Source organism: Mycolicibacterium hippocampi (genome assembly GCF_010723735.1).
Taxonomy (GTDB): Bacteria; Actinomycetota; Actinomycetes; order Mycobacteriales; family Mycobacteriaceae; genus Mycobacterium; species Mycobacterium hippocampi.
The window spans coordinates 3,428,129-3,440,749 of record NZ_BLLB01000002.1 but is presented as its reverse complement, the minus strand read 5'-3'; the positions used below and the strand labels follow the sequence as shown (position 1 = coordinate 3,440,749).

12 protein-coding genes are annotated in these 12,621 nt (G+C 68.5%); 5 read left to right on the top strand and 7 right to left on the bottom strand.

Annotated features, from left to right (window positions below; all coding sequences use genetic code 11):
• Positions 1-38: 38 nt before the first annotated feature.
• Together G6N53_RS17675 and G6N53_RS17670 are read left to right on the top strand one after the other, a co-directional pair.
• Complete coding sequence (locus G6N53_RS17675; RefSeq protein WP_371870891.1) at positions 39-716, top strand: NUDIX hydrolase; 678 nt, start codon at positions 39-41, stop codon at positions 714-716.
• 42 nt (positions 717-758) lie between these two features.
• Complete coding sequence (locus G6N53_RS17670) at positions 759-2,111, top strand: lipase family protein (RefSeq protein WP_163890507.1); 1,353 nt, start codon at positions 759-761, stop codon at positions 2,109-2,111.
• On the opposite strand, the gene G6N53_RS17665 is transcribed toward G6N53_RS17670, so the two are convergent.
• Genes G6N53_RS17665 through bioB form a run of 3 tightly spaced genes read right to left on the bottom strand, consistent with a single transcriptional unit; the run spans position 2,047 to position 3,940 of the window.
• Positions 2,047-2,703: a DUF2567 domain-containing protein gene (locus G6N53_RS17665; protein ID WP_237166559.1), complete on the bottom strand. Its 657-nt coding sequence runs from the start codon at positions 2,701-2,703 to the stop codon at positions 2,047-2,049. The two genes, G6N53_RS17670 and G6N53_RS17665, sit on opposite strands and share 65 nt — an antisense overlap.
• Positions 2,700-2,945: a biotin synthase auxiliary protein BsaP gene (bsaP, locus tag G6N53_RS17660; protein ID WP_163890503.1), complete on the bottom strand. Its 246-nt coding sequence runs from the start codon at positions 2,943-2,945 to the stop codon at positions 2,700-2,702. Before bsaP ends, G6N53_RS17665 begins: the two co-directional genes overlap by 4 nt.
• On the bottom strand, positions 2,945-3,940 hold the full coding sequence (bioB, locus tag G6N53_RS17655; RefSeq protein ID WP_163890501.1) for a biotin synthase BioB: 996 nt from the start codon (positions 3,938-3,940) through the stop codon (positions 2,945-2,947). Before bioB ends, bsaP begins: the two co-directional genes overlap by 1 nt.
• Positions 3,941-3,993: 53 nt before the next feature.
• On the opposite strand from bioB, the gene G6N53_RS17650 reads away from it, so the two are divergent.
• The gene (locus G6N53_RS17650; protein ID WP_163890499.1) at positions 3,994-4,566 is read left to right on the top strand and encodes a TetR family transcriptional regulator; all 573 of its coding nucleotides are present in this window, start codon (positions 3,994-3,996) and stop codon (positions 4,564-4,566) included.
• Positions 4,567-4,570: 4 nt separating this feature from the next.
• On the opposite strand, the gene G6N53_RS17645 is transcribed toward G6N53_RS17650, so the two are convergent.
• Genes G6N53_RS17645 through G6N53_RS17630 form a run of 4 tightly spaced genes read right to left on the bottom strand, consistent with a single transcriptional unit; the run spans position 4,571 to position 8,249 of the window.
• A complete protein-coding gene (locus G6N53_RS17645; RefSeq protein WP_163890497.1) occupies positions 4,571-5,089 on the bottom strand; it encodes a 2'-5' RNA ligase family protein in 519 nt (172 codons plus the stop codon).
• Positions 5,089-5,769, bottom strand: a complete 681-nt coding sequence (bioD, locus tag G6N53_RS17640; RefSeq protein ID WP_163890495.1) for a dethiobiotin synthase — start codon at positions 5,767-5,769, stop codon at positions 5,089-5,091. The genes G6N53_RS17645 and bioD overlap by 1 nt, the downstream gene beginning before the upstream one ends.
• Positions 5,766-6,908 carry an 8-amino-7-oxononanoate synthase gene (locus G6N53_RS17635; protein ID WP_163890493.1) on the bottom strand — a complete coding sequence of 381 codons (1,143 nt, stop codon included), beginning with the start codon at positions 6,906-6,908 and terminating at the stop codon, positions 5,766-5,768. Before G6N53_RS17635 ends, bioD begins: the two co-directional genes overlap by 4 nt.
• Positions 6,909-6,947: 39 nt before the next feature.
• Positions 6,948-8,249 carry an adenosylmethionine--8-amino-7-oxononanoate transaminase gene (locus tag G6N53_RS17630; protein ID WP_163890491.1) on the bottom strand — a complete coding sequence of 434 codons (1,302 nt, stop codon included), beginning with the start codon at positions 8,247-8,249 and terminating at the stop codon, positions 6,948-6,950.
• A 23-nt stretch (positions 8,250-8,272) separates the two neighbouring features.
• Here G6N53_RS17630 and sucT point away from each other — a divergent pair, with 23 nt between their 5' ends.
• The gene (gene sucT, locus G6N53_RS17625; protein WP_163890489.1) at positions 8,273-10,468 is read left to right on the top strand and encodes an acetyltransferase SucT; all 2,196 of its coding nucleotides are present in this window, start codon (positions 8,273-8,275) and stop codon (positions 10,466-10,468) included.
• Positions 10,468-12,621 (top strand): glycogen debranching protein GlgX, encoded by a 2,154-nt coding sequence (glgX, locus tag G6N53_RS17620; RefSeq protein ID WP_163890487.1) that lies wholly within the window; start codon positions 10,468-10,470, stop codon positions 12,619-12,621. The genes sucT and glgX overlap by 1 nt, the downstream gene beginning before the upstream one ends.

Genomic DNA, 12,621 nt, shown 5'->3' with positions numbered 1-12,621 from the left:
TAATCGAAAACATGGTTCATACTAGCACCGACCACGAGGTGTTGGCCGCGGTGTTCCAGGTCCGACAGGGCCAGGCGTCCGGCGCCGGACACAAACCCGCACTTCACGTGCTGTTGTGGCAGCGCGCACTGAGCCCGGAGCGCGGAAAATGGTCCCTTCCCGGGGGGCGGCTCGGCGACGACGAGGACATGACGAGCTCGGTCCGGCGTCAGCTCGCCGAGAAGGTGGACCTACGTGAACTGGCGCACCTCGAGCAACTCGCGGTGTTCTCCGACCCGGACCGGGTGCCGCACCGGCGGACCATCGCGTCCACGTTCCTCGGTCTGGTGCCCTCCCCCGCTACCCCTGAGCTGCCCGCCGACACGCGATGGCACCCGGTCGGCGATCTGCCGCCGATGGCGTTCGACCACGGCCCGATGGTCGAGCACGCCCGCACCCGTCTGGTCGCCAAACTCTCCTACACCAACATCGGATTCGCTCTCGCCCCAGCGGAATTCGCTCTCTCGACGCTGCGGGACATCTACAGCGCCGCGCTCGGCCACCCAGTCGACGCCACCAACTTGCAGCGGGTGCTCGAGCGTCGTCGCGTCATCACCAGGACCGGCACCACCGCGCGATCGGGCCGCAGCGGTGGCCGGCCGGCGGCGCTGTACCGGTTCACCGACTCGCGCTACCGGGTCACCGACGAATTCGCGGCATTACGGCCCCCGGGGTGAGTCGGCTGGCTTCTTAACACGTTCTTAAGCAACAATGCCTGGATGGAACTCGGCAGCGTGGCGCGGTCCACCGGAGCGCAGTGGATCGGCCAGGCTCCCCATGAACCCATTCAGCCCAAGGCGCGCCCGGTCGTTCCCGCCTACGACTCGTTCTACCGGCCGCCGGCCGGTTACGAACACGCCCGGCCAGGAACGGTGCTGCGGTCCCGCGACGTCGAGGTCGCTTTTCTCGGCTTCATCCCGCAGAAATTCCACGCGACCCAGCTGCTGTACCGCACCACCGACCTCAACGGCGAGCCGCAGACCACGGTCACGACCGTGGTGGTCCCCACCGAACGGGCCATGGACGGCCCTCTGCCGATCGTGTCGTATCAGTGCGCCATCGACGCGGTGGCGGGGCGGTGCTTTCCGTCCTACGCCCTGCGCAGGGGCGCCAAGGCGATCGGCTCACTGGCACAGTTCGAGTTCCTGCTGGTGGCTGCGGCGCTCGCCGAGGGCTGGGCCGTCTCGGTCCCCGACCACGAAGGCACCGCCGGTAGCTGGGGAGCTCCCCACGAACCCGGCTATCACGTGCTGGACGGGGTGCGCGCGGCGATCAACCACGAGCCGCTGGGGCTGGCACCCGGGGCGCCCGTGGGGCTGTGGGGCTACTCCGGAGGTGGGTTGGCCTCTGCGTGGGCCGCCGAGGTGCAGGACAGCTACGCCCCGGAGCTCAACGTCGTCGGCGCGGTGCTGGGCTCGCCGGTCGGCGACCTCGGTCATACGTTCAAGCGTCTCAACGGCAGTGTGTATTCAGGACTGCCGGCGATGGTCGTCGCGGCGCTGACCCACATCTACCCCGACCTGGACCGCATCATCTCCGAGCACGCCACCGACGAAGGCAAGGCGATGCTCGCGCGGATCGAGAAGATGACCACGGCGCATGCCCTGCTCCGGCTCGCCGGAAAGGACATGGCCGATCTGGTCGACCGGCCGCTCGAGGAGATCCTGTTGACGCCGGAGGTCCAGAATGTCTTCGACCGCATCAAACTCGGCACCGCCACCCCCAAGACACCGGTGCTCATCGTGCAGGCCGTCCATGACCGGATCATCTCCGTCGACGACATCGACGAATTGATCGAGACCTACACCCGCGGCGGCGCCCGCGTCACCTACCACCGCGACATGTTCAGCGAGCACATGCTGCTGCACCCGATGTCCGCGCCGATGACGCTGCGCTGGTTGCGAGACCGCTTCGCCGGACGGCCGCTGCGTGCGCACATCGCCCGCACGAAGTGGCCGACGCTGCTCAACCCGTCGACCTACCGCGGGATGCTCACCCTCGGCGTGATCACGGCCAAGGTGCTGACGGGGCGACGGGTGGAACGTCAGCCCCTGTCCCGATTCGACCGGTAGTCGGCAGCGGGTACTCCACCGGCGGCCAGGCACCCAGGTCGTCGCGCGGGGTCGCGGTGACGCCAAGCAGATACACCAGCGCCGCGACCGCGGCGGGGAGCAGCACCGTAGCCGCGATCTGAAGTGCAGAATGGCCGAAGAACACCGCCGGGGCTTCGACGACGTAGTGCACCCGGCTCTCCTCGGACACCGGTGCCGCTGCTACGTCGACGACCCCATACCGCAGGCGCGCCAGCGACGCCCCGACCGCCGCTGCCACCACCGCGGCGGCCACACCACCGACCGTCAGCGCCGCCGCCATCACCGGTCCGCGGTGAGCGCGCCACTGCCACAACAGCACCGCCCCGAGCACAGCCACCACCGCGAGCATTCCGACGAACATGAACGCCGCGGTGAACCAATGGTCCGACTCGCTGCCCAGGGACGCGGTGATCCGCTCACCGGAGCGGGTCAGCGCCACCACGCCGTGGATCGGCGGCGCCAGCCACGCCCACAAGCCGCCCACAAGGGCACCTGCCGCCACGGCACCGACCACGACGGTCAGCGCGGCACGCGTCCGCGACACCCTCGGCTCCGGGCTCGGGAGGGTCACCGGTAGAGCTCCAGATCCTTGGAATCGACCAGGCCGTGCCGCGAGCACTTCGCCCACCAGCCGTCCGGACGCACCTGAACGATCATCCGGCGGCCGCATTCGGCACAGAAGCGGGGCGGCTCCAGCCCCAACTGCGCCGTGGTCGGCACGACGCTGCCTGCGGGTTCACCCGTGTACACGTTGTAAACGCCTGCACCGACCGGAGCCGGCAGCTCGCCCTCGGGTGAAACGACGGTGTCCATCACAGGCTGGCGTTGAGCGCCTTGATCGGCATCTGCAGGTCGTCGAGCAGCTCCAGATCCGCTTCGGCGGGCCGGCCCAACGTCGTCAGATAGTTGCCGACGATGACGGCGTTGATGCCGCCCAGAATGCCCTTCTTGGCCCCGAGGTCACCCAGCGTGATCTCCCGGCCCCCGGCGAAGCGCAGCATCGTGCGCGGCAGCGCCAGCCGGAACGCGGCCACCGCCTTGAGGGCCTCGGAGGCGGGCAGCACGTCGAGGTCGCCGAACGGGGTGCCCGGACGCGGGTTGAGGAAGTTCAGCGGCACCTCGTGCGGGTCGAGCTCGGCGAGGTTGGCGGCGAACTCCGCACGCTGCTCCAGCGTCTCCCCCATGCCTAGGATGCCTCCGCAGCACACCTCCATGCCGGCCTCGCGGACCATCTGCAGCGTGCCCCAACGCTCTTCCCATGAATGGGTGGTCACGACATTGGTGAAGAACGACCGCGCGGTCTCGAGGTTGTGGTTGTACCGGTGCACGCCCATCGCCGCGAGCGCCTCGACCTGATCCTGGGTCAACATGCCGAGCGAGCAGGCGATCTGGATGTCGACCTCGTTGCGGATCGCCTCGATGCCGGCGGCGACCTGCGCCAGCAACCGCTCGTCGGGACCGCGTACCGCGGCGACGATGCAGAACTCGGTGGCGCCCGTCTTGGCCGTCTGCTTGGCCGCTTCGACCAGGCTCGGGATGTCGAGCCATGCGCTGCGCACCGGAGATGCGAAAAGCCCTGACTGCGAACAGAAGTGACAGTCCTCGGGGCAGCCGCCGGTCTTCAGGCTGATGATGCCCTCGACCTCGACGTCCGGACCGCACCACGCCATCCGCACCTCGTGGGCCAGCGCCAGCAGGTCGTCGAGACGCTCATCCGCCAGTTGGAGCACCTGCAGGGTCTGGTCCTGATCGAGGCCTTCGCCCCGTTCCAGCACCTGCTCGCGTGCCACTGCCAGAATGTCGCTCACTCGCCAGCCCTATCTGTCGCCCACTTGAACACCGTTCAGGTTAGGGTACCGGTGTGCAGCTCCACAAACGTGACGTGGTCGACGCGGCGACGGCGCTGCTGGACGACTACGGCATCGCCGACCTTTCGATGCGGCGGCTGGCCCGCGAGCTGGCCGTCACCCCCGGTGCCCTGTACTGGCACTTCGCCAACAAGCAGCAGCTCCTCGGGGCGGTGGCCGACCGCATCCTGGAGCCGGTGCGCGGGGAGCCGGGCGACTGGAGTGCCCGCATCGTCGGCATCTGCGGCCGGCTCCGCGATGCATTGCTGTCACACACCGACGCCGCCGAGCTGGTGTCGGCCAGTTTCGCCGCCGGCCAGTCGGAGGTGATGGGCGACGTTCTCGCCGAGCTCGGCGCCGCCGCGGCCGAAGCCGGTGTGACATCGGCGAACGCGGAGCTGGCCGCCCGCTCCGTCGTCTACTACGTGCTCGGCTTCACCGCCGACGAGCAGTCCCGGATGCAGTGGGACGCAGCGGGTGCCGACGTCTCCTCGACCGTCTGGACCCAGAACCCCAGCGCCCGGTTCGCGTTCGGCCTGAGCCTGCTCGTCGACGGGATCGCCGCACACAGCCGCGCCGACGTGTGACCGGTCAGCCGATCGGGTGCACGACCTTCGTGTTGCCGTCCCAGTGCCGCAACCCCGTGATGCGACCGCGGATCTCGGCGCCCACCGGTAACGCCAACGCCTGCGGCAACTGATCTGGCGGCATCCGCCGCGCCAGCGTGACGTGTGGTGTCCACTGTCCCGGTTCGGTGTGCGCAAGAGGACCGTCCGGCATGTGCGCAAGACAGATCCGGTGGACGTCCGCCTGCAGGTCCAGTAGTTCGGCAGAGGGCACCACGAGGCGGACCAGCGTGATCGAGCGGACGCCGAACACCATCGGCGCCCCGATCCGGCACTCCAACGGCAACCGGGCCAGGGCCGGTCGCAAGGCGGCGTCGACGGTGTCGGCCATCTGTTCGGCGACGGTGACGGTGATGTGGGGGCGGTTGCTGGGCGACCGGTGGGCGGCCTGGCTGCGAATGCCGAGCGCCATCATGTCGTGCCAGATGCGCTCGACTGCCGCCTCGGTCTCGGCGTCGAACAACATCTCCACCGAGTGCACCATCAGCCGACCAGGCTCCGGACCCACGATCGGTCGAACGCCGCCGCGCTGACGGACTCGAATCGCTGCGCCGTCATCGACCCGGCGCCGTCGGGCAGCACGGCGCGCACCGGCGCCAGCCCTGCCAGCTCGTCTCTGTTGCCCACCTCGGCCACGCCCGGCTCGGCCGGCCACGCACCGATCACCAGGCCCGCGACGACGATCCGCCTGGCCGCCAGGGCCTCCAGCGTCAGCGCGGTGTGATTGAGGGTGCCGAGACCCGGAGCGACCACCGTCAGAACCGGCGCGCCGAGATCGGCCGCGATGTCGCGCAGCGTCACCCCGTCGGCACCGATCTGGACCAGCAGACCACCCGCACCTTCGACGAGGGTGAGCCTGCCCGGCCGGTCGACGGCGGTGACCATGTCGACGAGCGACGTTCTGCTCGGTAGTGCCGAGCCGACCCGCGCAGCAGCGGCCTGCGGTGCCAGCGGCTCGGGAAACTTTGCCAGAGAATGTAATTCGAGCACCCCGGACAGACGGGCCACCTCGGCGAGATCGTCGTCGCCGTCTTCGGTTCCGGTCTGCACCGGCTTGCACACCGCGACGTCGACACCGGCGGACCTGGCGTGGCAGGCCAGAGCCGCGGTGGCGATGGTCTTGCCGACGCCGGTCCCGGTTCCGGTGACGACGAGGACGCTCACGTCGGTGACAGCACGTCGGTGAGCACGGCGCGCGCCAACACCATCTCCTCGTCGGTCAGGGAGGCGCGAGCGGTCAATCGCAACCGGGAGGTGCCCGCGGGCACTGTGGGGGGCCGGAAGCACCCGACCCGCACTCCGCGCTCCAGGCAGGCGGCGGCGGCGGCCAGCGCGACCTCCGGCTCGCCGAGGATCACCGACACCACGGCCGAGGGCGGAACCTCGCCGACGCCGCACACCGACGCCAGCGCGGCGGCGTGGTCGAGCACCCGCTGCGCACGCCACGGCTCGTCGACGAGCACCTGCAGCGCGGCGTGTGCGGCGCCGACGGCTGCGGGTGCCAGCCCGGTGTCGAAGATGAACGGCCGGGCAGCATCGATCAGGTGGTCGCGAACAGCCACGGGACCCAGCACCACGCCACCCTGGCTGCCGAGGGCCTTGGACAGCGTCGTCGTCATCACCACGTCCGGGGCGCCGGCCAGGCCCTGCTCATGGAGCAGGCCACGGCCACCGTCGCCGCGCACCCCCAAGCCGTGGGCTTCGTCGACGATCAGCAGCGCTCCGCGGCGCCGGCACACCTCGTGCAGCGCCCGCAGCGGCGCCAGCACGCCGTCGGCGGAGAAGACGGAGTCGGTCACCACGACCGCGCGCTCCTCGGTGCGTTCGGCCAACGCGGCGTCCACCGCGGACACGTCGGCGTGCGGGGTGACCACGACCCGGGCCCGCGACAACCGGCACGCGTCCACCAGAGAGGCGTGGGACAGCGCATCGGACACCAGCAATGACCCCGGTCCCGACAACGCCACCACCGCTCCGAGGTTGGCGGTGTACCCGGAGGAGAACACCAGGGCCGAGGCCGCGCCGACGAACTCCGCCAGCGCGTTCTCGAAGCTCTCGTGGAGTTCGGTGTTGCCGGTGACCAACCGGGACCCGGTCGACCCGGCGCCCCAGGTGCGCAGCGCGGCCACGCCGCCGTCGAGCACCCGAGGGTGCTGGGAGAGGCCCAGGTAGTCGTTGGAGGCCAGGTCCAGCTCGGCGCCGACTGGAGGCCGCGCGCGCAAAGAGCGTCGCAACCCGGCCGCACGGCGCCGCGTCTCGACCTCGTCGAGCCAGGCCAGCGGGGACAGACCGACGCGGGTCACAGGCGCTCCTCGGGCTCGCTCAGCACTCTTGAACACCGTTCAGGTTAGAGCACGCGCGACACCGACCATCGCCGAGGTGATCTGGTCGACCTCGGCGGTGCTGCAGATATACGGCGGCATCACATAGACGAGGTTGCGGAACGGCCGCAGCCACACGCCGTGCTCGATGGCGGCCGGGGTGGCGATGCGCAGGTCCACCTGCCGGTCCAACTCGAGCACCCCGATCGCGCCGAGGACCCGGACGTCGACGACGTTGGGCAGCATCGCCGCCTCGGACAGTCCGTCGGTCAGCCCCGTCTCGATCGCGCGGACCTGCGACTGCCAGTCGCCGGACATCAACAACTCCACCGAGGCGACGCTCACCGCGCATGCCAGTGCGTTGGCCATGAACGTCGGACCGTGCATCAGCGCCCCCGGCGGGTTGGAGCTGATCGTGTCGGCGACCAGCCGTGTGCACAGCGTCGCGGCCAGGGTCAGGTAACCGCCGGTGAGAGCCTTGCCGACACACATGATGTCAGGGCAGACACCGGCGTGGTCGGCAGCGAACATCACCCCGGTACGGCCGAATCCGGTGGCGATCTCGTCGAAGATGAGCAGCACGCCGTGCTCGTCACAGGCCCGTCGCAGGTCGACCAGATAGCGCGGGTCGTGGAATCGCATACCGCCGGCGCCCTGCACCACCGGCTCGACGATGACCGCCGCGAGTTCGTCGGCGTGCTCGGCGAGCTGCCGGGAAAAGGCGGCGCTGTAATCGGGGTCGTAGGCCGACGGCACCGGCGGGGCGAACACCTGGTCTGCCAGCAGCGAGTTCTGCCCGGTCCACAGTTCGTGCATGCCGCCCTGCGGATCGCACACACTCATCGGTGTGAAGGTGTCACCGTGATAGCCGCCGCGCCACGTCATCAGCCGTCGCTTGTCCCCGCGCCCGGTGCTGCGCCAGAACTGAAGCGCCATCTTGACCGCGACCTCGACCGACACCGAGCCGGAGTCGCTGAAGAACACCGTCTCCAGCCCCTCTGGCGTGACCTCCACCAGCAGCTCTGCCAGCCGGGCGGCCGGCTCGTGGGTGAGCCCGCCGAACATCACGTGGTTCATCGTCGCGAGTTGCCGGGTGATCGCGGCGTCGAGAACCGGATGACCGTGGCCGTGCACCGCGGTCCACCACGACGCCATCGCGTCGAGCACCTCAACAGGTCTGTTCTCGTGGATCAGGGTCAGCCAGGCGCCGCGCGCACCCACCGCCACCGTCGGAGCCAGTGCGTCGGCCCCGATGGGGCTGTAGGGATGCCAGATGTGGGCGGCATCAACAGCGCTGATCTCGGCGGGCGTCATCGCAGGCACCTTCGGTAGATTAACCGTCGACCATGATGACCCTCGCCCCCGCCCGGCCGGCGCCCGCGACCGCTCCGGGAGTGATCCCGCCTGCCGCGGTGCCCCGTACGGTGGCGCAGACTTCCGGCTTCTATCGCCACGACCTCGACGGGCTGCGCGGTATCGCGATCGCGCTGGTGGCGGTGTTCCACGTGTGGTTCGGGCGGGTGTCCGGCGGCGTCGACGTCTTCCTGGTCCTGTCCGGGTTCTTCTTCGGCGGCCGGTTGCTGCGCGGCGCACTGACCCCGGGGGTGGCTTTGCGGCCGGTCCGGGAGGTCACCCGGTTGGTCCGCCGACTGCTGCCCGCCCTGGTCGTGGTGCTGGCCGCCTCAGCGGTGCTGACCGTGCTGATCCAGCCGGAGACACGCTGGGAGACATTCGCCGATCAGAGCCTGGCCAGCCTGGGGTATTACCAGAACTGGGAACTCGCCCGCTCCGCGTCGGACTACCTGCGTGCCGGCGAGGCGGTCAGCCCGCTGCAGCACATCTGGTCGATGTCAGTGCAGGGCCAGTTCTACATCTCGTTCCTGGTCCTGATCCTGTTGTCCGCCTTCTTGTTCCGGCGCGTACTGGGCAGGCACATGCGGGCGACTTTCGTGGTGTTGCTCACCGCACTGACCATCGCCTCGTTCGTGTACGCGATCATCGCGCACAACACCGACCAGGCCACGGCGTACTACAGCAGTTTCGCGCGTGCCTGGGAGCTCCTGCTGGGCGCACTGGTGGGAGCATTGGTTCCGCACGTGCGCTGCCCCATGTGGTTGCGCACGGTGGCCGCCGTGGTGGCGCTCGCGGCGATCCTGTCGTGCGGCGCGCTGATCGACGGCGTCAAAGAGTTCCCCGGGCCGTGGGCGTTGGTCCCGGTGGGCGCCACGCTGCTGTTCATCCTGTCCGCGGCGAACCGGCACGCCGATCCGCACACCCGCGGCCGACTGCCCGCGCCCAACCGGTTGCTCGCGTCGGCGCCGTTCCTGACGTTGGGCAGCATGGCCTACTCGCTGTATCTCTGGCACTGGCCGTTGCTCATCTTCTACCTGGCCTACACCGGTGGTACGGGTGTGAACTTCCTCGAGGGCGCGGCAGTGCTGTCGGTTTCAGCCCTGTTGGCCTGGCTGACAATGCGTTACGTCGAGGAGCCGCTACGCACCCGCAGTTCCTCAGCGGTCGCACCTGCTGCCGCACCGCCGAAGTCCTCGGTGGCCCTGCGCCGGCTGCGTCGGCCGACGATCGTGCTCGGGTCCGTCGTCGCGCTGCTCGGGGTGGCGCTGACCGCGATGTCGTTCACCTGGCGCGAGCACGTGACCGTACTGCGCGCGAACGGTGGCGAGCTCGCCGGCCTCTCGCTGCGCGACTATCCCGGCGCACGCGCGCTGGTCGACAACGCCAGGGTGCCCAAGCTGCCGATGCGCCCGACGGTGCTCGAGGCCGACGACGACATACCGCAAACCACCATCGACGGATGTATCAGCGACTTCGAGAACGCAAGCGTGATCAACTGCACCTACGGAGACGAGAACGCGTCGCGCACCATCGCCCTGGCGGGCGGTTCACATGCCGAACACTGGATCACCGCGCTGGATCTGCTGGGCAGGCAACACCACTTCAAGGTCGTCACCTACCTGAAGATGGGCTGCCCGCTGACGACGGCGGAGAGGCCGCTGGTGATGGGCGACAACCGGGAGTACCCGCGGTGCCGTGAATGGAACAAGCGGGTGATGCCGATGCTCATCGCGGACAAGCCCGACTACGTCTTCACGACCTCGACCCGCCCGTGGAACACCAAGCCCGGCGACGTCATGCCGTCCAGCTACCTGGGAATCTGGGAGACATTGTCCGAGAACGACATTCCCATCCTCGCGATGCGGGACACACCGTGGCTGGTGCGGGACGGGGAGCCGTTCTTCCCCGCAGACTGTCTGGCCGACGGCGGCGACGCGACATCGTGCGGGATCGGACGATCCGAAGTACTGTCGGATCACAACCCGACACTGGACTACGTGGCGGAGTTTCCGCTACTCAATCCGCTCGACATGAGTAACGCGGTGTGTCGCCCCGATCATTGCCGAGCCGTGGAGGGAAATGTGCTGATGTATCACGACTCTCACCACATCTCGAGCACCTACATGCGCACCATGACCGGTGAGTTGGGCCGCCAGATCGCCACCGTCACCGGCTGGTGGCGGGCCTGATGCCACCCTCCGGACCGGCGTCCACACCGACCGTCTGGCCAGGTTCCTCCTATCCCCTCGGCGCCACTTATGACGGCGCGGGCACCAACTTCTCGCTGTTCTCCGAGGTCGCCGACCGGGTGGAACTGTGCCTGATCGGCAAGGACGGCCGCGAGCACCGGATCGACCTGGAGGAGGTCGACGGCTACGTGTGGCACTGCTACCTACCGACGGTGACCCCGGGGCAGCGTTACGGCTACCGCGTACACGGCCCGTGGAGTCCGTCGTCCGGGCATCGCTGCGACCCGAGCAAGTTGCTACTCGATCCGTACGGCAAGTCTTTTCACGGCGAATTCGAGTTCACCCAGGCGCTGTTCTCCTACGATCTGCGGGCCGACGACCTGGCCAGCGGGGGTGAGCCGCCGCGGGTCAACTCGCTCGGGCACACCATGACCAGTGTGGTTATCAACCCGTTCTTCCAGTGGGGGTCCGACCGCGCTCCCCGCACGCCCTACCACGAGACCGTCATCTACGAGGCGCACGTCAAAGGGATGACGCAGGCGCACCCGGGCGTTCCCGAGGAACTGCGCGGAACCTACGCCGGGCTGGCACACCCCGCGATCATCGACCACCTGAAATCGCTGAACGTCACCGCGATCGAGTTGATGCCGGTGCACCAGTTCCTGCACGATCATCGACTGCTCCAGCTGGGTCTGCGGAACTACTGGGGCTACAACACCTTCGGCTTCTTCGCCCCCCATCACCAGTACGCCGCGAACAAGCATGCCGGCGGCGCGGTGGCCGAGTTCAAGACGATGGTGCGCGCCTTCCACGAGGCGGGCATCGAGGTGATCCTGGACGTGGTCTACAACCACACCGCAGAGGGCAACCATCTCGGGCCGACCATCAACTTCCGCGGCATCGACAACGCTGCCTACTACCGGTTGCTCGACGGCGACAACCGGTACTACAAGGACTTCACCGGCACCGGCAACAGTCTCAACGCACGTCATCCGCACACGCTGCAACTGATCATGGATTCGCTGCGGTACTGGGTGCTCGACATGCACGTCGACGGGTTCCGGTTCGACCTGGCCGCGACCCTGGCTCGGGAGTTCTACGACGTGGACCGACTGTCGGCGTTCTTCGATCTCGTCCAGCAGGATCCGGTGGTGAGCCAGGTCAAGTTGATCGCCGAGCCCTGGGACATCGGCGAGGGCGGCTACCAGGTCGGGAACTTCCCAGGTTTGTGGACCGAATGGAACGGGAAGTATCGCGACACTGTGCGTGATTACTGGCGGGGCGAGCCCGCAACCCTGGGTGAGTTCGCATCCCGGCTGACCGGGTCGTCGGACCTCTATGAGGCGACGGGTCGACGGCCCAGCGCCAGCATCAACTTCGTCACCTGCCACGATGGCTTCACCCTCAACGACCTGGTGTCCTACAACGAGAAGCACAACGAGGCCAACGGCGAGGACAACCGAGACGGTGAGAGCCACAACCGGTCCTGGAACTGCGGCGTGGAGGGGCCCACGCAGGACCGGTCGATCCTCGATCTGCGGGCCAAGCAGATGCGCAACATCATGGGCACGCTGATGCTGTCGCAGGGCACCCCGATGATCGCGCACGGTGACGAGATCGGCCGAACCCAGCGGGGCAACAACAACGTCTACTGCCAGGACTCCGAGCTGTCCTGGATGGACTGGTCGTTGTGCGAGACCAACGCAGACCTGCTGGAGTTCACCCGCAAGGTGGTCAGGTTCCGCAGGGACCACCCGGTGTTCCGGCGCCGGCGCTTCTTCGAGGGCAAACCTATCCGCACCGGTACCCAGGCCAGGGACATCGCCTGGCTCACCCCGGCCGGCAACGAGATGGCCGCAGAGGACTGGGAGGCCGGACTCGGACAGTGCGTGGCGGTGTTCCTCAACGGGCAGGCCATCCCGGCCCCCAACGAGCGCGGCGAGCGCGTCGCCGACGACTCCTTCCTGCTGTGCTTCAACTCTCATGACGAAGTGGAAGACTTCGTCGCACCGCGGGCCGATTACTATGCGCAGCAGTGGACGGCCGACCTGGACACCGCCGACCCGACGGGTAGCACCGAACTGGTGGTTGCCGCGGGAGAGAAGATCTCGGTGCAACCGCGTTCCCTGCTCGTCCTGCGAAAGACCGCCTGA